Genomic DNA, 21,204 nt, shown 5'->3' with positions numbered 1-21,204 from the left:
CGGCGCAACACCCACAGCGCCGAGCTCAGGCCGGCACCGCCAGCGCCGCCACGAATTGCTGGCCCACGGCGGTGATGATCTCGGCGCGCGCCGCCGTGCGCAGCTGCACCAGGGCGATCTGCCGGCTCTCGGCGGTCTGGGCAATGGGCAGCACGCGCAAGCGCGGGTCGCCCTCCCAGCCATGCCGCGCCAGATTGGGCAGCATGGCCACGCCCATGCCGTCGCGCACCAGCTCCACGATGGTCTCGATGGAGTTGAGCTCCAGGAACTCCTGGGGCTTGGCACGCAGGCGGCGCAGCGTGCGCTCCACCAGCTCGCCCGTGTGCTCGGTGCGGTCGAAGCGGATGAAGGGATAGCGCTCCACCATGTCGGCAGGCGCCGCGGGCCGGGCGGCGCGCGGCGCCAGCAGCACCATGGGCTCGGCATACAGCGGCGTCCACACCAGCGAGGGGCGCTTGATGGCCGGGTTGTAGACCACCACGGCCGCATCCAGCTCATGGTTCTCCACCTGGGCGATCAGCCGGTTGGACTTGCCCGAGACCACATGCAGGTCCACCGCCGGATGGTGGCGCTTGAGCTCCAGCGTGGCGCGCACCAGCTGGCTCAGCGCCGAGACGATGGAGCCGAACTGCACGGTGCCGGCCAGCGGTGCATCGGCCCGCGTGCCGTGCTTGGCCTGCTCGTACAGCGCCACCAGCTGGGTCGCAATGGGCACCAGCGCCCGGCCCTGCTCGTTGAGCGTGACCAGCTTGCCCTGGCGCGCGAACAGCTTGCGCTTGAGGTCGTTTTCCAGCGTGCGCATCTGCAGCCCCACGGCCACCTGGGTCAGCGCCACGCGCTGTCCGGCGGCGGTGAAGGAGCCCTCGGCCGCCACGGCCAGAAAAGTGCGAAGAATGCGCAGGCTTGGCATAAAAGTTTTGCTTTCAAGATTCGTAAGAAATTCCAGCTTTCACCAAACAGTTTCTATCATCAAAATCGCTGGCAACCGATAGCCGATCGTCCTGATCGCACCCTCCCACTTCCCGGATTTCTGGAGATCTCCATGCCTGCACCCGAGTCCCGCCGCCTGCTTGTCTGCTGCGCCGCCCTGTTGACCTGCGCCACGCCCGGCTGGGCCGCGCCCGCCGCCGATGCCTGGCCCTCGCAGCCGCTGAAGATCATGGTGGGCTTTGCCGCCGGCGGCGCCAACGACATCGTGGCCCGCATCCTGGCCAAGGAGCTGCAGCAGCGCCTGGGCCAGAGCGTGGTGGTGGAGAACCGCGGCGGCGCGGGCGGCCTGATCGCCAGCGAAGTGGTGGCCAAGGCGCCCAAGAACGGCTACACGCTGCTGCTGGGCTCCATCGGCAGCAACACCGTGGCGCCCGTGCTGGCCAAGAAACTGTCGTTCGACCCGCGCAAGGACCTGGAGCCCATCACCCTGGTGGCCGAGTCCGGCAATGCGCTGCTGGTGAACGCCGCCCTGCCCTACAAGACGGTGCAGGAAATGATCGAGGCCGCGCGCAAGGCGCCGGGCAGCATCAACTACGCATCGTCGGGCAACGGCTCCACGCTGCACCTGGCAGGCGCGCTGTTTGCCCAGCAGGCCGGCGTGAACCTGGTGCACGTGCCCTACCGCGGCAACGGCCCGGCCATCACCGATGTGTCGGGCGGCCAGGTGCAGGCCATCTTCTCGGGCATTCCGCCCGCCATCACCTCGGCCAAGACCGGCCAGACCCGCATCCTGGCCGTGACCACGAAGCAGCGCGTCAAAAACCTGCCCAACGTGCCCACCGTCGCCGAGGCCGGCCTGCCAGGCTATGCCTTCACGTCCTGGTACGGCCTGTTCACCACGGGCGGCACGGACCCGGCCATCGTCGAGCGGCTGGCCCAGGAAGTGCGCAAGATCATGGAGCGCCCCGAAGTGCAGGCCCAGTTCGAGGCCCAGGGCCTGGACCCCGAGACCAGCGACCCCAAGTCCTTCAAGCAGCAGATCGACCGCGAGCTGACGCGCTGGAGCCGCGACGTGAAGACCATGGGCATCACCGCCGACTGAGGCAGGTTCTTTCATGCACGCCTCTTCCTCTCCCTTCACTCCCGGCAATCCCTACGACTCCAGGCGGGTGCCCGTGTTCGCGCGCAATGCCGTGTCCACATCCCACCCGCTGGCGGCGCAGGCCGGCCTGCGCATGCTGTGGGCAGGCGGCAACGCGGTGGACGCGGCCATTGCGGCGGCGGCGGCCATGACCATCGTCGAGCCGGTGAGCAACGGCCTGGGCTCGGACGCCTTCTGCATCCTCTGGGATGGCAAGGAACTGCACGGGCTCAACGCCAGCGGTCGCGCACCGCAGGGCTGGGCGCCCGAGTACTTCCACCAGCGCTACGGCCGCCAGGACAAGCCGCCGCGCCGGGGCGTGGACTCCATCACCGTGCCGGGCGCCGTCAGCGCCTGGGTGGCCCTGCACGAGCGCTTCGGCAAGCTGCCCTTTGACGCGCTGATGGAGCCGGCCGCCGAGATCGCCGAGCGCGGCTACCTGGTGCCGCCCGTGGTCCAGCAGAAATGGGCCGCAGGCGCGCCCGAGCTGCAATCGCAGCCGGGGTTCAGGGAAAGCTTCCTGCCCCGGGGCCGCGCGCCCGAGGTGGGCGAGCTGTTCCGCTTTCCCGCCGCAGCGCGCGCCCTGCGCGCCATTGGTGCCACGCGCGGCAAGGCCTTTTATGAGGGCGAAATTGCCCGGGCCGTGACCTCGTTCGTGCAGCAGCACGGCGGCTGCCTGGGCATGGCCGACATGGCCGCGCACGAGGTGCAATGGGTGCAGCCGCTGGCCAAGGACTACCGCGGCCACACGCTGCACGAGATCCCGCCGGGCGGGCAAGGCATTGCCGCGCAGATCGCGCTGGGCATTCTGTCCAACTTCGACCTGGCCAGCCTGCCCGTGGATGGCGTGGCCTCCCAGCATCTGCAGATCGAGGCCATGAAGCTGGCTTTTGCCGACATCTACCGCTACGTGGCCGACGCGGACATGGAGGTGACGCCCGCACAGATGCTCGACGACGCCTACCTGGCCTCGCGCGCCAGGCTCATCGATCCGCGCCGTGCGCAGGACTTCAAGGCTGGCAACCCCGTGCGCGGCGGAACCATCTACCTGACGGCAGCCGACGAGAACGGCATGATGGTCAGCTTCATCCAGAGCAACTTCTCGGGCTTTGGCTCGGGCGTGGTGGAGCCGACCTTCGGCATCAGCCTGCAAAACCGCGGCCACGGCTTCGGCACCGACCCCCAGCACCCCAACCGCGCCAACCTGGTGGGCCCGGGCAAGCGCCCCTTCCACACCATCATTCCGGCCTTCCTGACCCGCGACGGCCAGCCCGTGATGAGCTTCGGCGTCATGGGCGGCAACATGCAGCCCCAGGGCCACATGCAGACTGTGGTGCGCATGCTGGACTACCGCCAGTCGCCCCAGGCGGCCTGCGATGCGCCGCGCTGGCGCGTCAACGAAGGCCTGGCCATCAACGTGGAAGGCGGCATGGACCCGGCCACCATCGCCGGCCTGCAGGCGCTGGGCCACCAGGTGGAGGTCATCCACGACCCCTACCAGGACTTCGGCGCCGGCCAGTTCATCTGGCGCATGGGCGATCCCGCCGTGGAGGGCTACCAGATCGCCAGCGACCCGCGCCGCGACGGGCTGGCGGCCGGGTACTAGAGGATCGGGAAAGTGTGCGCGGCGGCTACTCCGCGCGCAGACGCCCCTGCCGGGTCAGCCGCGCCGCCAGCGCGGCCTCTTCGCTGACCAGGCGCTGCAGCACGGCCGCGCTGGCCGGGAAGGGTTCGCTGCCCAGCTCGCGGATCAGGCGGCTGAACTCCGGGTCGGCCACAGACTGGGAGATCCAGCCATACAGGCTGTCCACGCTGGCCGTGGGCGCACCCTTGGGCGCGAACACGCCCACGAAGGTGGTGGCATCGAACATCGGCAGGCCCAGCTGGGCCAGGTCGGGCACATCGGCCAGCCCGCCCCCGGCGCGCGGCCCCAGTACGAACAGCGCGCGCAGGGCGCCGCTCTTGATATGCGGCGTGGAGCTGGTGATCTGGTCCACCACGGCATCGATCTGCCCGCCGATCAAATCGACCAGGGCCGGCCCCGATCCCTTGTAGGGCACGGGATTGACGCGCACCTTCACGGCATCTTCCAACTGCAGCACGGCCAGGTGATTGGGCGAGCCCGGCCCGGCATGGCCCACGGTCACGCTGCCATCCTTGGCCTTCATCGCCTTGATGAAATCGGCAGCGGTCTTGAAGCGCGCGTCGTTGGCGCGCACCACCACGACCACGGGCGTGCGGCTGACCACGGCAATGGGCGCAAAGCTGTCGGCGCGGTAGGGCAGCTTGATCATCTCGGGCAAGGTGCCCAACTGGCCCGGCGTGGCCACCAGCAGCGTATGCCCGTCCGGCTCGGCGCGCGCCACCCAGCCCGAACCCACGGCACCACCGCCGCCCGCACGGTTGTCCACGATCACGGACTGCCCCGCATGCCGGGCCAGCGGAATGCCCAGCGTGCGGGCCACGATGTCCACGTTGCCGCCCGGCGCAAAGGGCACGACCAGCGTGAGCGGCTTGGCCGGAAATGCGCGCGCCTGCACTGCCGATGCAGCCGATGCCGCAGCCAGCGCCGCGAAAGATACCGCCGTGCGGATAAAGCCTCTGCGGCCCGATGTGATTCGATTCATTTTCTCTGTCTCCTGCTATTTGAAAATCAATGACCCCAATACAGGCGTGCGGGGTTATCGACCAATACCGTGTGCCTGTATTCCTCTGGAACCCAATCCACCAATGCCTGCGCCAATTCGCCAGCGGAATTCGAACGGGCCTTTATTCCGGGATGCGGCCAGTCCGACCCCCATAAGATCCGGTGCGGATTGGCCTGCACCAGGGCGTGTGCAATGGGAACCACGGCCGGGTCCACGGCCGATGCCGTTGCCGATATCCGGTAGGCGCCCGAGAACTTCACCCAGGCCCGCCCTTCCTTCATCAGCGCCTGCAGGTTGCGGCTGCCCGGCCCGCCGGCGCCCAACTGGCGCGACGGGTGGCCGAAGTGATCCACCACCACGGCCACGCCCATGTCGGCCACGCGCTGCGCCAGGCCAGGGTCTTCATCCACGTTCACCAGCAATTGCACATGCCAGCCCAGGCCCCGGATGCGGTCGGCCACGGCCTGCAGGCTGGAGACGGAGACCCCGCCCGAAAACAGCGCATTGCACCGTGCGCCGCGCACGCCCAGGGCGTGCAGCGCTTCGATCTCCGCCTCCGGCGTGTCCTCGTAGATCACGGCCACGCCACGCATGCGGCCCGCCTCGGCATGGCGCAGCGTCTGCTTGAGAAGGCCGTGATCGCGGCCATACACGCTGGGCTGGACCAGAACGCAGCGGTCCACACCCAATGGGCGAAAGGCTTTCCAATAATCGTCCATGGACGCGACGGCCGGTGTATAGGCACGTTCCGCAATCAACGGAAAATCATCGGAACGACCAAATACATGGAAATGGGTATCGCAGGAATTTTCCGGAAACAGATATTGTTCCGCTGGATTTTCGACTGCGTCGCAATCACCGGCACAGCGGTTGAAACTGGGTGAATTCATGGGCATTCATTTCAAAGCTGGTGCATTGTCGTGACGCACGTAAAATTCAGTCAAGCTCATCTTTGTCATCATCAAAATGAACAGTATTCAACATGCAGACGGCGCGCCCCGGGCTCCGGTCAACCTCCGCAGCATCGACCTCAACCTGCTGGTGATCTTCGAGGCCCTGGTAGAAGAACGCAGCGTGGGCAAGGCCGCCGCGCGGCTGGGCATCACCTCCTCGGCCGTCAGCCATGCGCTGCGCCGGCTGCGCACCCAGTTCAACGATCCGCTGCTGCTGCGCACGGCCGAAGGCATGTCGCCCACGCCCGAGGCCGTGCGCCTGGCGCGCAGCTTCCGCAAGGCCTTCAGCGAGATCGAAAGCGCCATCGAGGTCAGCAAGGGCTTCGATCCGGCCACGGCGCGGCGCAATTTCCACCTGCGCCTGTCCGACTACGTGGGCGTGCTGCTGCTCCCGCAGCTGTGCATCCATCTGCGTGCGGTGGCGCCAGGCATCAGCCTGTCGGTGCAGTCCTTCGACGGCCGCCAGCCCTCGGACCGCGTCGAGTACGAAGGCGTGGAAATCCGCCTTTCCGTCTCGCGCGGGCGCTCGGTGCTGTCGGCGTCACGCCGCCTGCTGGACGACCAGTGGATGGTGCTGATGCGCAAGGACCATCCGGCCGCCGCCTCCCCGCTCACGCTGGAGAAATACCTGGAGCAGGGCCACCTGAAGGTCACGGGCGTGGGCAGCAGCATCGTGGACGAACTCCTGGCCGAGCGCGGGCTGGCGCGGCGCGTGATGTTCCAGGTGCCCACCTGGCTGGGCATGGTGCCCGTCATCGAATCCACCGACCTGGTGGCCGCCATGCCCGCGCACTGGATGCACAGCGTGCTGTCCGGCTCCAACTGCGTGGCGCGCCCCATGCCCCTGCCCGAGCTGGCCCTGTCCATCGACGCCGTCTGGCATCCGCGTAACGACCATGACGCGGGGCACAAATGGTTCAGGGAGCTGATCCACCAGATCTTCCAGGAGGCGTACAGCAAATCCCTGCTCCAGCAGCGCCTGGACAGGGCTGGCACACGGAACAACGCTTAACCCAGCCCTCATGCTTTTCGGTGAAGATGCGGTCTTTCCGCCGCACAAGCCATGACACCAGAACAACACACTCCAGCGCTGCAGCGCCGCAACCTCGGCCTGCTCGTGGCCGCGCAATCGCTGGGGGGCGCGTCGCCGCCCATCATCATTTCGCTGGGCGGCCTGGTCGGCCAGCAGCTGTCCACCAATCCCACGGCCACCACGCTGCCGGTCAGCATCTACCAGCTGGGCCTGGCGCTGTCCACGCTGCCCGCGGCCTGGCTGATGCAGCGCATGGGGCGGCGCACGGCCTATGTGCTGGGCGCCATCCTGGGCGTGGTCTCGGGCGTGATCGCGGCCCAGGGCATTGCACACTCCGATTTCGTGACCTTCTGCATCGGCACGGCGCTGGCGGGCTTTTACGCGGCCTGCGTGCAGAGCTACCGCTTTGCCGCCACCGACGCCATGACCGACCCCTCCGAGCAGGCGCGCGCCATCTCGCGCGTGATGATCGGCGGGCTGATCGCGGCCATCATCGGCCCGCAGGTGGTGATCTGGACGCGCGACGCCCTGCCCATGACACCGTTCGCAGGCAGCTTCTACAGCCAGGCCGTGCTTGCCCTGCTGGCCCTGCCGCTGCTGCTGGGCCTGAAGCTGCCGCCGCCCCAGGCCCGCGCCGTGGCGGGCGAGGCCCGGCCGCTGGCCGAGATTGCGCGCACGCCCCAGTTCATCGTCGCGGCCTCGGCCGGCGTGGTCAGCTACGGTCTCATGGCCTTTCTGATGACGGCCGCGCCCATGGCCATGGTGGGCTGCGGCCACACGGTGGGCGAGGCGGCGCTGGGCATCCAGTGGCATGTGCTGGCCATGTTCGCGCCCAGCTTCTTCACGGGCCGGCTGATCGCGCGCTTTGGCAAGCGCCGCATCACGGCGCTGGGGTTGGTGATGATCGCCGCCTCGGCCCTGATGGCGCTGATGGGGCTGGAGCTGCTGCACTTCTGGGGCTCCCTGGTGCTGCTGGGCGTGGGCTGGAACTTCGGCTTCATCGGCGCCACGGCCATGGTGACCGAGTGCTACCGCCCTGCCGAGCGCGCCAAGGTGCAGGCCCTCAATGACTTCCTGGTCTTCGGCACCGTGGCCGTGGCCTCGTTCGGCTCGGGCCAACTGCTGCACACGGCCGGCTGGGACGGCATCAACATTTGGCTGCTGCCCATCGTGGGCGTGGTGCTGCTGATGCTGGCCGTGCAGGGACGGGGTCGCGGCGCGGGCGCTCCGGCCTGAAGCCCCGAGCGGTCAATCGCCAGGGTCCATGCGGCGGCTTCCCAGCCAGAGCACGGCCACCCAGCCCAGCAGCGCCAGGGCCAGCAGCACGGACAGATGCCATAGCGCCGCCTCCAGCGGCGCGCCTGCCTGATTCAGGCGCAGCGAGGCCTGGATGGCGGCAGTGCTGGGCGACAGCCAGCGCAGCGCCTGCAGCAGTTGCGGCAGGGCCTCGGCCGGCCAGCTGAAGCCGCCGACGAAGGCCAGCGGGATGGAGGTGAACAGCACCACCTGCATGGCGCGCTCGCGGTTGGCCAGCCACCAGCCCAGCAGCGCCGCCACGCCCGCCACGGCCGGGACGAAGACGCCCAGCAGCGCCAGCGCGCCCCAGGGATTGCCGCCGCGCGGATAGTCGTGCCAGACGAAGATCCAGCCGAAGTAGTACAGACCCGAGAGCCAGCCCAGCGTGCACAGCGCCAGCAGCCGCGCCAGCCAGGTGCGTGCCGGCGCCCTGTCCAATCCCTGCTCGCGCCAGGTTCCCACCAGCAGCGCGCCGCCCATGAGCAGTGTCTGCTGCAGGATGATGATGGCCACGGCGGCGACGACGAAGCTGCCGTAGCCTTCCGTCGGATTGAACAGGGCCTGCATCTGCAGGTTGACGGGCGAGCGGCTGGCCTGGGCCTGCAGTGCGCTCTGTCCGCCGGCCGTCAGGCGCCGCAGCTCCACGCCTGCCGAGACCGTGCCGAAGGCTTCGGCAAAGCCGTACTGCACCTGCTTGGCGGCCAGCGGGTAGGAACCGTTGGCATAGACGGGGACCACGGCCTCTTCGCTGCGCACCACGCGGCGCTTGAGGTCGCGCGGCAGCAGCGCGTAGCCCATGACGCGGCCATCCAGCAGGGCCTGCTGCGCCTGGGCCTCGTCGCCCGTGACCAGGGCCACCTCGATGCGCGGGCTGGCCTGGGCAAAGCGCAGCATCTGGCGTGCCAGGCCGCTGCCGTCGTGCTGCACCACGGCCACGGGCACGCGCTGCACGACCTCCTGCCCATAGAACCAGGGATAGAAGAAGCCGTAGAGCACGGGCGCGCCCACCAGCAGCATGAGCACGCCCACGTCGCCGAACACGGCACGCAGGGCGCTGATGAAGTCTTGCGCAAAGCCCCTGGCCATCTCAGCGCCCTCCCCATTTGTCGGGGCGGGAAAGGCCGCGCGCCAGGCCTGCCGTGGCCAGCAGCAGCAACACCAGCGCGGCCAGCAATAGCCCGGCCACCACGGGCAGGCTCTGCACGATGGGCGCGCCCATCTGCAACTGCTCTATCTGCAGCCGCGCATAGTGGGTATAGGGCATGGACAGGGCCCAGGCACGTGCCGAATCCGGCATGGCCAGCAGCGGAAAACCCACGCCGCTGAACGCAAAGGCCGGCGCCGACAGCAGGCCCGCGCCCGACAGCGCCGTGCGCAGCGACAGCGTGAGCGCCGCCAGCAGCGCCCCGGCCGCCAGGCTCACGGCGATCAGCAGCAGCAGGGCCAGCGCCACCCAGGCCAGGCTGGCAGCGCCCTGCCCCGGATGCCAGCCCCGTCCGGCCGTGAGCCACAGCATGGCCAGCGTACCGCCCAGGCCCAGGCTGGCCCACGACAGCGCCAGCTTGCCCGCCAAGGCGCCCGCAATGGCGCTCCAGCCGGGCTTTCCCGGGCCCGCAGCCTCGGCCATCCACTGGCCCAGCGTGCGGTCGCGCAGCTCGCGCCCCACGGACCAGGCGCCGGCCGTCATGCCCAGGATGTGCAGCAGCGCGGGAATCAGCGCCGCCGCCAGGAACTGCTCGTAATTGGTGGAGATGTTGAACAGCGACACCAGGTTGGTGCGTATGGGCTCCATGCGCACGCGCAGCGCCTGAGCCGGGTCGCCGCGCTTGGCACGGGCCTGCATTTCCACGCCGGCCGACAGCGTTCCCACCACCTGGCGCAGGTCGCGCTGGATCAGGCTGGAATGCGTGGCCAGCTGGGCGTTGTGCATGAGCACCACGTCGGCCCCCTGGCCCCGCTTGATGTCGCGCGCAAATCCGGGCGGGATCTGCACCACGGCGTAGGCATTCATGGACTGCAGCGCCCATTGCGCCTCCGAGGCATTGAGCGCCTGCGACTGCACGGCCAGGCCCGGCGTGGCGTCCAGCATGCGCACCAGCTGGCGCGACAGGGCGCTGTGGTCCTGGTCCCAGACGGCGACGGGCAGGCGCTGGACCAGGCCTGCCGAGAAGATCCAGACCATGAGCAGCAGCGCCAGCAGCGGCACCCAGCTGACCATGGCCAGGTCCCAGGGCCGCCCGCGCAGCAGACGCCATTCGCGCCGCAGGCTGGCGGCAAAGGCCGTGGGCGGGTTCGCGCTCACTGACGCCGGCCGCTCAACGGCCGCCTTCCACGACCACGCTCATGCCGGGCCGCGCGCCTGCAATGGGCTGCTGCGGCCGCGCGCGGACCTCGAAGGTGCGCGCATCGAAGCCCTGGCCCGCGCGCGTGGCGCGCCAGGTGGCGAAGTCGGGCAGCACACCCAGGTAGTAGACCTCGAAGCCGGCCTCGCGGTTGTCCAGGCCCGGCAGGCGGCCGGTGAAGCGGCTGCCCTGGGCAAAGCGTGCAAGCTGGTCCTCGCGCACATTGAGCACCACCCACTGGTCGGCCAGGTCCACCACGGTGACCACGGCCACGCCCTGCGGAGACAGCTCGCCCTGGCGGGCCAGCACCTGGACCACCTCGCCGCCCACGGGGCTGCGCAGCTCGGTCTCGGCGCGCGCGGCCTCCACCTCGGCGACCACGCCCTGCACCTGGCGTGCCTGGGCCTGGGCAGCGCTGCGATCCTCCTGGCGCGCGCCCGAAGCCGCCATTTCATACTGCGCGCGCGCGGCCAGCGCCTGGTCGCGCGAGGCGCGCCAGTTGGCATCGGCTTCATCGCGCTTCTGGGCCGCAACCAGTCCCTGGTCGAACAGGCTTTGCACGCGGCGCAGCGAGGTCTGGGCCAGGTCGGCGGCCGTCTGGGCGCGCTGCCAGTTCAGGCGCGCCATCTGCACTTCCTGCGGGCGTGCGCCGGCCTGCGCCTTGTCGGCCTGGGCCTGGGCGGCATCGCGCGCGGCCTCGGCCTGGGCCAGCTTGGCGCGCACCTCGGGGCTGTCCATCTCCACCAGCAGATCGCCGGGCTGGATCTTCTGGCCTTCGGTGACGCGCACCTTGGCGATGCGCGCCGTGACCTTGGGCGCGATGTCGGTCTCGCGTGCCTCCATCTGGCCCTGGAAATACAGGGGGGCGGGCTGCGCCGCACGCCAAAAGCCCCAGGCCACGAGCAGCAGCACGGCCAGCACGATGGCCAGGGCCAGCCAGGGGCGCCTGCGCCCCGGCGGCACGGGCGCGGGGCCGGGTGCTTCGGGGGCGCTGCGGGGATGGTCGGGCGTGGCTGTGCTCATGGTGCGTCGGGTGGGATCTGTATGTCGGCCTGGGCCATGAATCGGTCGAATTCCTCGCTCTGGCCCGTGCTCTCCAGCAGTGCGGCCAGGGCCTGCACATACTGGTTGGCCAGTTCGGCACGCTGGGTCTGGACCTTGGCGAGATTGAGGCTGGCATCGATCAGGTCCAGCGTGGTGCTGGTGCCTTCCCGCAGGCCGGCCTCGCGCAGCCGCAGCAGCTCGCGCGCAAGATCCTCCTGGGCCTGCTGGGCCTGGTACTGGCGGCGTGCCTGCTCCACGCCCAGCCAGTTCTTTTCGACCAGCAGCGCGATGTCGCTGAGCGCCTGGACTTCGGTCAGCTCGGCCTGCTCGATCTTGCGCTGCGAGGAGGCGGCCAGCGCATCGCGGTCGATGCTGTCCCACAGCGTCCAGCGCACGGCCACGCCAGCCACCCAGTTGGGCTTGCCGCTGGTATTGACCTCGCGCGAACCGAAGGCCAGCAGCTGCGGCCGGCGCAGCGCCTCCTGCGCGTCGTGCAGGGACTCGGCCTGGCGCTTCTTGGCCTGCACCTTGTCCAGACCCGGATGGTGCGACTGGGCCGCGGTGACAAAGCCGTCCAGCGGCGGCAGGGGCCGGCTGCTGACGAACAGCGGCGTGCTGGGCAGTACCTGCCGCTGCGCCTTGACCGTGCGCGCCAGCGCCGCTGCGGCCAGGTCTGCGTCGTCGCGCGATTTGCGCGCCTGCTGCTCGGCGTCGGCCAGCGCGGCACGGGCCTGCAGGCGCTCCAGCCGGGAGATTACGCCGGCCTTGAGCATGCTTTGCGCGGCCGTGTCATGCACGCGCACGCCTTCAAGCGCACGCTCGCGCAGCCGCGCGGCCCGCTCGGCCAGCTGGGCGCCGAAGTAGCGCTGCACCAGCAGCGAATGCTGGGCGTGGCTGCTGCTGGCGGCATCGGCCAGGGCTTCGTCGGTGGCAGCGTCCAGGCCACTGCGTACCGCATCGGACAGGCCGCCCAGGTACAGCGGCCAGACCAGGGACAGGCTGGCCGAGGCATTCGTGCTCTTGCGCTGCAAGGCATAGGAAGTGGGCAGTTGCGGCAGCGCGGGAATGGCCGGCCCCACCGAGGGCGGCAGCTGGCCGAGGACGCCGTCCAGGGTGCGCCGCGCAGGATCGAGATCGATGTCGGCATTGGCCGAGTAGCGGTAGCCCAGGCCCGTGATGGCCACGGAAGGCCCGCCCAGCCCCTGCGTACCCTGGCGTCTGAGCCGCGCGCTTTCCACGGCCTTGGCCGAGGCGGCCAGTTGGTCGGAGCCCTGCAGCAGCGCCTGACGGGCCTGCACGAAGCTCATCGCGGCGGCAGCCTGGGAGGCCGGAGCCTCCCCTGCAGCCTGGGCCGCCCCTGCGACCATGCCCAGCGCCGCCAGCCACGGCACAAGGCGCGCGGGCCGCGCAAGCAACGGAAAAAACATGGAAGCGCTCAATGGCATGAAGGGGGGCGCCTTGCGTGGTTCACCGATGGTGGCGAAGCTTACACGGGCTTGCAGGCGGGCCCCCGTCGGACAAGGTCCTGTGCCTTGTGCCCCCGGCACTGTGCAGCAGGGCCGATTTGCGTGGCGTTCCATCCCATTTCTGTGCGCAGGTGCCGCGCCATGCCGCTACACTGGCGCCTGCCTGCGCGAGCATGTCCTGGCGGACCTGTCCGCAGGCCTTTTTTTTCTGCCCGGCATCGGCCCGATGCCCCGACTGACCACCATGTCCACCGTCTTCAACTTCACCTTCGTCCCCTGGTTCCGGTCCGTGGCTCCCTATATCCACAAGTTCCGACACCAGACCTTTGTGGTGGGACTGACGGGCGAGGCCATCGCATCGGGCAAGCTCAGCTCCATCGTCCAGGACCTGGCCATGATCCAGGCCATGGGCGTGAAGATCGTGCTGGTCCATGGCTTCCGTCCCCAGGTCAACGAACAGCTTGCCGCCAAGGGCCATGAGGCCCAGTACTCGCGCGGCGTGCGCATCACCGACTCCGTGGCGCTGGACTGCGCCCAGGAAGCCGCTGGCCAGCTGCGCTACGAGATCGAGGCCGCCTTCAGCCAGGGCCTGCCCAACACGCCCATGGCCGGCGCGCGGGTGCGGGTGATCTCGGGCAACTTCCTCACGGCGCGGCCCGTGGGCATCGTGGACGGCGTGGATTTCAAGCATTCGGGCCTGGTGCGCAAGGTCGATGTGAGCGGCATCCGCAGCGCACTGGACATGGATGCCATGGTGCTGATGTCGCCCTTCGGCTTCTCGCCCACCGGCGAGGCCTTCAACCTGAGCATGGAAGAGGTGGCCACGCGCGTGGCCATCGAGCTGAAGGCCGACAAGCTGATCTTCATGACCGAGGTGCCGGGCATCCGCATGGACCCCACGGGCCCGGCCGACGAGACCAACCCCATCGACACCGAGCTGCCGCTGGCCACGGCCCGCCGCATGCTGGCCGAGCTGCCCACGCCCGAGCAGCCCACGGACACGGGCTTTTACCTGCAGCACTGCGTGCATGCCTGCGAGCACGGCGTAGAGCGCAGCCACATCCTGCCCTTTGCGATCGACGGCGCGCTGCTGCTGGAGATCTATGTGCACGATGGCATCGGCACCATGATCATCGACGAGAAGCTGGAAGAGCTGCGCGAGGCCACGCCCGACGACGTGGCCGGCATCATCCAGCTGATCGAGCCCTTCGAGAAGGACGGCACCCTGGTCAAGCGCAGCCGCACCGAGATCGAGCGCGACATCGCCCACTACACCATCATCGAACACGATGGCGTGATCTTCGGCTGCGCCGCGCTCTACCCCTACCCCAGCGCCCGGACCGCCGAGATGGCGGCCGTCACCGTCTCGCCCAAGAGCCAGGGCACGGGCGATGGCGAGAAGCTGCTCAAGCGCATAGAGCAGCGCGCCAAGGCCCAGGGCCTGGACAGCCTGTTCGTGCTGACCACGCGCACCATGCACTGGTTCATCAAGCGCGGCTTCCAGCCCGTGGACCCCGACTGGCTGCCCGAGGCGCGCAAGGCCAAGTACAACTGGGACCGCAAAAGTCAGGTCCTGGTCAAGAAGTTGTAACCCCCTGAGGCGCTGTGCGCCTTCCCCCTCACGAGGGGGGCATACGGGCGGCCGGCGACACCCTCGGTGCGGGGGGCGGCGCGGCCGGCCCAGGCCCTTCCTCGGTGTCTCTCGTCTTCAGGCCGCGCCAATTTTTTGAAATCGCCCAAATCAAGCGACATGGTGGCGCAACTTAGCCTTGCACTGCTGCCTGCCAGCGTGCGGCCGCCTTGCCGGCCGCTGCCAGCGCCGCATCGCGCTGTGGCGCGTCGGCCGGGCATTCGGTGAGGTAGCCGGTCACCAGCAGCGGTGCGCTTTGCGGCGTGGGCCAGGCGATGACGGCATCGTTGGCCGTGCCGCGATCGCCGGTGCCCGTTTTTCCACCCACGCGCCAGCCGGCCGGCATGCCAGCGCGCAGGCGCTTGTCGCCCGTGCGGCTGGCCACCAGCCACTGCTGCAGCAGGGCGCGGCCATGGCCGTCCAGCACCGATCCCAGCAGCAGGCGCTGCATGCTTTGCACCATGGCCAGGGGCGTGGTGGTGTCGCGCTCGTCACCGGGCAGGCCTTCGTTGAGCTCGGGCTCCATGCGGTCCAGGCGCGTGGTCTCGTCGCCGCTGGCGCGCAGCCACTGCGTCAGCGCCTGCGGTCCGCCGCTGGCGTCCAGCAGCAGGTTGGCGGCGGTGTTGTCGCTGAGCACCACGGCGGCCTCGCACAGCTCGGAGATGGTCATGCCGCCGCCATCACCGGCACGCGGGCCGCTGGCCGGCGAGTAGGGAACCAGCCGGGAGCTGGCGTAGTGCACGCGGCGCGACAGGCGCTCATCGCCCTGCTGCACGCGGTCCAGCACCTGGGCGGCCAGCAGCAGCTTGAAGGTGCTGCACATGACAAAGCGCTCATCGCCGCGGTGGTCCACGCTGGCGCCCGACTCCGCCTCCAGCACGGCCACGCCGAGCCGGCCGCCCACACTTTTCTCGATGCGCGCCAGCTCGGTCCTGAAGGCCTGGTCGGCAGCCCCCTGTTTTTTTGATGGCAGGGCGCAGCCCGCCAGCCCGGCCGCCATCCAGGCGGCCGCGCCGCCCGTCATCAGAAAATCGCGTCTTTGCATTGTTTTTCCTTTTCAGTTGCAGATCGACAACCGCAACGATAGCGCCGCGCCCAATCTGCGACCAGCGTGAATAATTGGCAGCATCCCTTAGAAAAACTATTGGCTCACCATGCAACTGCCCCTCAATGCCCTGCGCATGTTCGATGCGGCCGCGCGCCATCTCAACCTGACGCGGGCGGCCGACGAGCTGTGCGTGACCCAGGCCGCCGTCAGCCAGCACATCCGCAACCTGGAGGAGCGCCTGGGCAAGCCGCTGTTCCGGCGCCTGCCGCGCGGCCTGGCGCTGACCGACGAGGGCCATGCGCTGTGGCCTGCCGTGGCCGAGAGCTTTGCGCGCATAGAGCATTCGCTGCAGCAGGTGGCCGAACCGCGCCCGCGCGAGATCCTCACCGTGGGCGTGGTCGGCACCTTCGCCATCGGCTGGCTGATTCCCAGGCTGGGCCAGTTCCAGCAGCAGCACCCCTACATCGACCTGCGACTGCTCACGCACAACAACCGCGTGGACCTGGCCGGCGAAGGGCTGGATGCGGCCGTGCGCTTTGGCGACGGCGCCTGGCAGGGCACGCGCGCCGAGCTGCTGCTGCGCGCGCCGCTGACGCCCATGTGCACCCCGGCCCTGGCCCAGCGCCTGCGCCAGCCGGCCGACCTGGCCGGGCAGACGCTGCTGCGCTCGTACCGCCTGCAGGAGTGGGAGAGCTGGTTTGCCACGCTGGACCAGAGCGCGCCGCTGGCGCGCGGGGCCATGTTCGACTCCTCGCTGACGCTGGCCGAGGCGGCGGCCCAGGGCGCGGGCGTGGCCCTGCTGCCGGCGCGCATGTTCCAGCACCTGCTGCAGCAGGGCCGGCTGGTGCGCCCCTTCGAGCAGGAGGTGGACACGGGCGCCTACTGGCTGACCCATCTGCGCTCGCGCGCACCCAGCGCGGCGCTCAAGACCTTCAGGCAATGGCTGCTGGCGCAGCTGCAATAGCCACGGACGCCCGCGGCAAGACCCGCAGGCCGCCTGACTTTGGCCCCGGCGCTATCATCTGCCGCTTTTGGCCCCTAGCCCCGTTCCCGCTCCATGACCCAGACCCTGCCGGTTCTCTACTCGTTTCGCCGCTGCCCCTACGCCATCCGCGCCCGCCTGGCGCTGGCCCATGCCGGCCTGGCCTGCGAGCTGCGCGAAATCAACCTGCGCAACAAGCCGCAGGCGCTGCTCGATGCCTCGCCCAAGGGCACGGTGCCCGTGCTGGTGCTGGAGGACGGCCGCGTGATCGAGCAGAGCCTGGATGTCATGCTGCACGCGCTGCGCGCCAATGACCCGGATGGCTGGCTGGCACCGACCAGCGGTTCGCTGCCGGACATGCTGGCGCTGATCGAGCGCAACGACGGCTTTTTCAAGCACGCCCTGGACCGCTGCAAGTACCCCGAGCGCTATACGGCCGAAGAGGTCAACCACGCCCAGGCCGACGCCCTGACCTGGCTGGCCGAGCTGGACGACCAGCTGGAGGCCACCGGCTACCTGTTCGGCCAGAACCCCAGCCTGGCCGACATGGCGCTGCGCCCCTTCGTGCGCCAGTACGCGCGCATCGACGAGTCGCAATGGAACGAGCAGCCCTGGCCGCACCTGCAGGCCTGGCTGCAGCGCTGGATCGACTCGGCCCTGTTCGCCGAAGTGATGGAAACCTACCCGGGCTGGGTGCCCGGCACCCGCGGCCCGGTCTTTGCCGCCGGCGGCGTGGGCAGCGACTGACGCCTGCCCGCCCCGCCTGCCCTGCCCCGGGTCGGCAGGGGCTGCGCAAGGCAGGCAAAGCTGGCACAGTGGCAGGCTGTTGCCAACCGCATGAGCCTTCGCCGACATGACCCTCGCCACCCTGCTCGTCTTCTCCCTGGTCGCACTGATCGCGATCATCACCCCCGGCCCCACCGTGCTTCTGGCCCTGGCCAATGGCTCGCGCCACGGCGTGCGCCGCGCCCTGCCCGGCATGCTGGGCGCCGTGCTGTCGGACTTCGTGCTGGTCGGCGCGGTCGCGCTGGGCCTGGGCGCGCTGCTGGCGGCCTCGGAGTTCTGGTTCTCGGTGGTCAAGTGGGCGGGAGCGGCGTACCTGGCCTGGCTGGGCCTGCGCATGCTGCGCAGCCAGGGCGGATCGCTGTCGGCACCCCAGGGCGACGGCAAGGCAGAGGCCGGCACCGACGGCTACAGCGCCCGCACCGTGCTGCTCAAGTCGTTCCTGGTCGCCGTGACCAATCCCAAGGGCTACCTGTTCTGCTCGGCCCTGCTGCCCCAGTTCATCGACCCGGCGGCAGCCCAGGCGCCGCAGTACATCGCCATTGCGCTGGTGTTCGCGCTCATCGATTTCCTGGTGATGCTGGCCTATGCCTTCGCCGGATCACGCGCCGCGCGGCTGCTGCGCGGGCGGGCCGTGATGTGGCTGGACCGCCTGTGCGGCGGCATGCTGCTGGCGCTGGCAGGCTCGCTGGCCTTCTACCGCCGCGCGTCGAACTAGGCGCGCCGCCCAAGAGCCGCGCCTCCCCCACTGCGTCAGCGCGTCGTCCCCATGACATCGTCCAGCTGCAGCACGGCCGCCGCGTTGGCGGTGGTGGTGGCCAGCGTGTCGATGGCGCCGGTGCGCAGGGCGCCCAGGATGGCCGTGACCTTGCTGGATTCGGCCGCCACGGCGATGACGTTGGGTATGCGCAGCAGGTCCTCGCGGCTCAGGCCGATGACGCGGTCCTGCATGGGGGTGGCGGCCGGCTGGCCGTGGATGTCGATGAAGTCGTAGCCCATCATGTCGCCCACCGTGCCCGCGCGCCGGGCGTCCGAGATCTCCTGCGCGGAAAACCAGCCCATGCGGGCCATGTTGCTGTCCACGCTGACATCGCCCACGCCGATGAGGGCGATGTCGGCGCGGCGCGCCTTGTCCAGGGTGTGCCTGACGGTGTCGTTGTCCAGCAGTGCCTTGCGCAGTTGCGGATCGCCCACCAGGGCCGGCGCATAGAGCGATTCGGACTTGCCGCCAAAGCGCGCGGCCAGGCGGCGCGCGATGTGGTCGGCGTTCATCGCCTCCCCGCCACGGTAGGAGCCGCCGATGGCGCTGACGAAGTGGCATTCCCGCCGTGTGGCGGACAGGGCGTGCTCGGAGACCGAGGACACGTTGCGCCCCATGCCCACGGCCACGATGGAGCCATCGACCAGGATGCGCTCCAGCTCGCTGGCCACCAGCCCTGCCAGCAGTTCGCGCTGCCGGTCGGCATCCTTGTGGTCCACCGCGATCAGCGCGCGCTTGATGTGAAAGCGCTCGGTCAGCTGCCGCTCCAGGTCGGCGGACACCAGCGAATGCGGCCGCACGCGGATCTCGACAATGCCCTCTTCCTGCGCCCGGCGCAGCAGCCGCCCGACGGTGGCGCGCGAGATGCCGAACTCCTTGGACAGTTGGTCCTGCGTGCATCCATCGACGTAGTACAGGGTCGCCAGTCGCGTCAGGTCGCTTTCAGTCAAGGGTGCCTCCAAGGGTGCCGGGAAAGGCGCGCAGTGTAGCGCCGCTCACCGGGCCTCGCCAGCGTGGGGCAGCAGCAGGACCTTGACCGAGTCCATGGAATCGGCCACCCGGATGGCGCTCTCCCACTCCGACAGCGCATAGCGGTGGGTGACGATGCCCTCGGAGGTGACCAGGCCGCGCGCCAGCAGGTCGATGGCAATGGGGTAGCAATGGGCGCTGAGGTGGGCGCCGCGCAGGTCCAGCTCCTTTTCCTCGCCGATGATGGACCAGTCCACCGTGGTCTCGCGCCCGAAGACGCTGAACTCCACGAAGCGGCCGAGCTTGCGCACCAGGTCCAGCCCCTGCGTCACGCCCGAGGGCGCGCCCGTGGTCTCTATGTACACATCGCAGCCATAGCCGTCGGTCAGTGCGTGCACGATGGCGCGGGCATCCTCGCGCGCGGGGTTGATGGTCACGTCGGCGCCGCAGCGGCGCGCCAGCGCCAGGCGCTGGTCCGACAGGTCCATGACCACCAGCCTGCGCGGCGTCTTCAGGCGCGCCACCTGGGCCATGAGCAGGCCCAGCGTGCCCGCGCCGGCGATGACCACCACATCATCGAGCTGGATGTCGCCGCGATTGACGGCATGGATGGCGCAGGACAGCGGCTCGGTGATGGCCGCATCCTCGAAGGCCACGCTCTCGGGAATCCGGTGCACCACGGCGCGGGCGGACAGGCGCATGTACTCGGCCATGCCGCCATCGGCCACCTGGCCCTGGAAGCCGTAGACATCGTGCACCTCGCACATCCAGCGAAAGCCGGTCTTGCAATAGCGGCAGGCATGGCAGGGCACGATCTGCTCGGCGATCACCCGGTCACCCAGCTGCACGCCGTGGTGCTCCTGGGCACCCTCGCCCACCTGCACCACATGGCCCCAGAACTCGTGGCCCGCGATCACCGGCGGGCGCACATAGGCGGGGCGGCCTTTTTCCGGATCTCCCCAAAAGCGCGGCGCGCCAGCCCAGCATTTGCAGTCGCCCGCGCAAATGCCGCAGGAAGCCACGCGGATGACCAGCTCGCGCGGCCCGGCCTGCGGACGCGCGACGCGTTCGAGCCGGTAATCCCTGGGGCCGTGGCAGACCACGGCCAGCATGTTCGTATCGGCGGCGTCAGGCAGGGTGTTTTGCATGGAATTCTCCCGGGTTGCAGGTTGTGGACAGGACGTGGGCGCAGCGCTTCATGCCCTGCGGCGCGAACTGTCGAGCAGCACGGCGCCGACGATGATCACGCCCTTGATCAGCTGCTGGTAGTACGAGGACACGCCCAGCAGGTTCAGCCCGTTGTTGATCACGCCGATGAGCAGGGCGCCGACGACCGTGCCGCCCAGGCTGCCCGTGCCGCCCGACAGGCTGGTGCCGCCGATCACCACGGCCGCAATGGCGTCCAGCTCGTAGGACACGCCGGCCTGCGGCAGCGCCGCCGTGGTGCGCGACGCCAGCAAAATGCCGGCCAGCCCCGCGAGCAGGCCGCTGACCACATAGACCAGCAGCACGATGGCGCGGGTGTTGATGCCGCTGGTCTTGGCGCTGCGCAGGTTGCCGCCCACGGCGTAGATGTAGCGGCCATACACGGTGTAGCGCAGCACGAAGGCGAACACCGCGACGGCAACGGCAAAGATCACGATGGGCATGGGCACGGGTCCCAGCTGGCCGGCGCCGATGGCAAGAAAGCCGTCGGGCAGCTCGGACACCGGCATGCCGTCGTTGTAGATGTAGGTCAGGCCGCGCGCCGCACTGAGCATGCCCAGCGTGGCCACGAAGGGCGGCACCGCGAACCAGGCCACCAGCAGGCCGTTGACGCCGCCCAGCAGCATGCCCACGCCCAGCCCGGCGCCCACGCTCACCGCCAGCCCCTGGCCATCGGCCGCCAGCCAGGCGCCGACCATGCCGGCCAGCGCCAGGATGGCGCCCACCGACAGGTCGATGCCCGCCGTCAGCACCACGCACGTCATGCCGATGGCCAGGATGCCGTTGATGGAGGTCTGGCGCAGGATGTCGGCCCAGTTGCCCCAGGTCATGAAATGGGGGTTGGCCAGCGCCAGCGCGGCGCACAGCGCAACCAGCGCGATGACCACGCCGTAGCGCTCGCGCAGGCTGCGCAGGTCCAGCGCGCGCCGCCCCAAGAGCGGCGGCGAAGATGCGGCTTGAAGATTCGTCATGG

19 protein-coding genes are annotated in these 21,204 nt (G+C 69.5%); 8 read left to right on the top strand and 11 right to left on the bottom strand.

The window, feature by feature from the left end; translation table 11 throughout:
- Positions 1 to 25: 25 nt before the first annotated feature.
- Positions 26 to 910: a LysR family transcriptional regulator gene (locus tag IAE24_RS04290; protein ID WP_043822811.1), complete on the bottom strand. Its 885-nt coding sequence runs from the start codon at positions 908 to 910 to the stop codon at positions 26 to 28.
- A gap of 132 nt (positions 911 to 1,042) precedes the next feature.
- On the opposite strand from IAE24_RS04290, the gene IAE24_RS04285 reads away from it, so the two are divergent.
- Complete coding sequence (locus tag IAE24_RS04285) at positions 1,043 to 2,032, top strand: Bug family tripartite tricarboxylate transporter substrate binding protein (protein ID WP_199959760.1); 990 nt, start codon at positions 1,043 to 1,045, stop codon at positions 2,030 to 2,032.
- A gap of 13 nt (positions 2,033 to 2,045) precedes the next feature.
- Positions 2,046 to 3,677: a gamma-glutamyltransferase family protein gene (locus IAE24_RS04280; RefSeq protein ID WP_088164266.1), complete on the top strand. Its 1,632-nt coding sequence runs from the start codon at positions 2,046 to 2,048 to the stop codon at positions 3,675 to 3,677.
- Between the two features lie 25 nt (positions 3,678 to 3,702).
- Here IAE24_RS04280 and IAE24_RS04275 read toward each other — a convergent pair whose 3' ends face one another.
- Complete coding sequence (locus IAE24_RS04275; protein ID WP_199959762.1) at positions 3,703 to 4,698, bottom strand: tripartite tricarboxylate transporter substrate binding protein; 996 nt, start codon at positions 4,696 to 4,698, stop codon at positions 3,703 to 3,705.
- A gap of 26 nt (positions 4,699 to 4,724) precedes the next feature.
- Positions 4,725 to 5,609 (bottom strand): amidohydrolase family protein, encoded by an 885-nt coding sequence (locus tag IAE24_RS04270; RefSeq protein WP_193760886.1) that lies wholly within the window; start codon positions 5,607 to 5,609, stop codon positions 4,725 to 4,727.
- 76 nt (positions 5,610 to 5,685) lie between these two features.
- Here IAE24_RS04270 and IAE24_RS04265 point away from each other — a divergent pair, with 76 nt between their 5' ends.
- Positions 5,686 to 6,684, top strand: a complete 999-nt coding sequence (locus IAE24_RS04265) for a LysR family transcriptional regulator (protein WP_012206366.1) — start codon at positions 5,686 to 5,688, stop codon at positions 6,682 to 6,684.
- Positions 6,685 to 6,735: 51 nt separating this feature from the next.
- Positions 6,736 to 7,941 (top strand): MFS transporter, encoded by a 1,206-nt coding sequence (locus IAE24_RS04260; protein WP_199959764.1) that lies wholly within the window; start codon positions 6,736 to 6,738, stop codon positions 7,939 to 7,941.
- A 12-nt stretch (positions 7,942 to 7,953) separates the two neighbouring features.
- Here the strand turns inward: IAE24_RS04260 and IAE24_RS04255 are convergent, their stop codons facing one another.
- From IAE24_RS04255 to IAE24_RS04240, 4 genes are read right to left on the bottom strand one after another with little or no spacing between them, the layout of a single operon-like run.
- Positions 7,954 to 9,087 carry an ABC transporter permease gene (locus tag IAE24_RS04255; protein ID WP_199959766.1) on the bottom strand — a complete coding sequence of 378 codons (1,134 nt, stop codon included), beginning with the start codon at positions 9,085 to 9,087 and terminating at the stop codon, positions 7,954 to 7,956.
- A 1-nt stretch (position 9,088) separates the two neighbouring features.
- Complete coding sequence (locus tag IAE24_RS04250; RefSeq protein WP_047219430.1) at positions 9,089 to 10,303, bottom strand: ABC transporter permease; 1,215 nt, start codon at positions 10,301 to 10,303, stop codon at positions 9,089 to 9,091.
- Between the two features lie 13 nt (positions 10,304 to 10,316).
- Positions 10,317 to 11,366 (bottom strand): HlyD family secretion protein, encoded by a 1,050-nt coding sequence (locus tag IAE24_RS04245; RefSeq protein ID WP_013801710.1) that lies wholly within the window; start codon positions 11,364 to 11,366, stop codon positions 10,317 to 10,319.
- Complete coding sequence (locus IAE24_RS04240) at positions 11,363 to 12,814, bottom strand: TolC family protein (protein ID WP_199959768.1); 1,452 nt, start codon at positions 12,812 to 12,814, stop codon at positions 11,363 to 11,365. Before IAE24_RS04240 ends, IAE24_RS04245 begins: the two co-directional genes overlap by 4 nt.
- A 283-nt stretch (positions 12,815 to 13,097) precedes the next feature.
- Between IAE24_RS04240 and argA the strand changes: the two genes are divergently transcribed.
- On the top strand, positions 13,098 to 14,444 hold the full coding sequence (argA, locus tag IAE24_RS04235; RefSeq protein WP_012206372.1) for an amino-acid N-acetyltransferase: 1,347 nt from the start codon (positions 13,098 to 13,100) through the stop codon (positions 14,442 to 14,444).
- Positions 14,445 to 14,616: 172 nt separating this feature from the next.
- Here the strand turns inward: argA and bla are convergent, their stop codons facing one another.
- Positions 14,617 to 15,528: a class A beta-lactamase gene (gene bla / locus IAE24_RS04230; RefSeq protein ID WP_012206373.1), complete on the bottom strand. Its 912-nt coding sequence runs from the start codon at positions 15,526 to 15,528 to the stop codon at positions 14,617 to 14,619.
- 109 nt (positions 15,529 to 15,637) lie between these two features.
- On the opposite strand from bla, the gene IAE24_RS04225 reads away from it, so the two are divergent.
- The 3 genes from IAE24_RS04225 (at position 15,638) to IAE24_RS04215 (ending at position 18,014) form a co-directional block, all read left to right on the top strand.
- Positions 15,638 to 16,495, top strand: a complete 858-nt coding sequence (locus tag IAE24_RS04225) for a LysR family transcriptional regulator (protein WP_016448249.1) — start codon at positions 15,638 to 15,640, stop codon at positions 16,493 to 16,495.
- 93 nt (positions 16,496 to 16,588) lie between these two features.
- Positions 16,589 to 17,260, top strand: a complete 672-nt coding sequence (locus IAE24_RS04220; RefSeq protein WP_013801706.1) for a glutathione S-transferase — start codon at positions 16,589 to 16,591, stop codon at positions 17,258 to 17,260.
- Positions 17,261 to 17,366: 106 nt separating this feature from the next.
- Positions 17,367 to 18,014 (top strand): LysE family translocator, encoded by a 648-nt coding sequence (locus IAE24_RS04215; protein WP_199959770.1) that lies wholly within the window; start codon positions 17,367 to 17,369, stop codon positions 18,012 to 18,014.
- Positions 18,015 to 18,049: 35 nt separating this feature from the next.
- On the opposite strand, the gene IAE24_RS04210 is transcribed toward IAE24_RS04215, so the two are convergent.
- The 3 genes from IAE24_RS04210 to IAE24_RS04200 are packed head-to-tail and all read right to left on the bottom strand — an operon-like array spanning position 18,050 to position 21,202.
- Positions 18,050 to 19,006, bottom strand: a complete 957-nt coding sequence (locus tag IAE24_RS04210) for a sugar-binding transcriptional regulator (protein ID WP_012206377.1) — start codon at positions 19,004 to 19,006, stop codon at positions 18,050 to 18,052.
- A gap of 45 nt (positions 19,007 to 19,051) precedes the next feature.
- The gene (locus IAE24_RS04205; RefSeq protein WP_180319177.1) at positions 19,052 to 20,173 is read right to left on the bottom strand and encodes an alcohol dehydrogenase catalytic domain-containing protein; all 1,122 of its coding nucleotides are present in this window, start codon (positions 20,171 to 20,173) and stop codon (positions 19,052 to 19,054) included.
- A 48-nt stretch (positions 20,174 to 20,221) separates the two neighbouring features.
- Positions 20,222 to 21,202, bottom strand: coding sequence for an ABC transporter permease (locus IAE24_RS04200; protein WP_016448253.1), 981 nt, complete (start codon positions 21,200 to 21,202; stop codon positions 20,222 to 20,224).
- Between the last annotated feature and the right edge of the window lie 2 nt (positions 21,203 to 21,204).

It is taken from the genome of Delftia sp. S65 (assembly GCF_016516495.1).
Classification (GTDB): Bacteria; Pseudomonadota; Gammaproteobacteria; order Burkholderiales; family Burkholderiaceae_C; genus Comamonas; species Comamonas acidovorans.
This window is presented reverse-complemented; position numbering and strand designations above follow the sequence as displayed.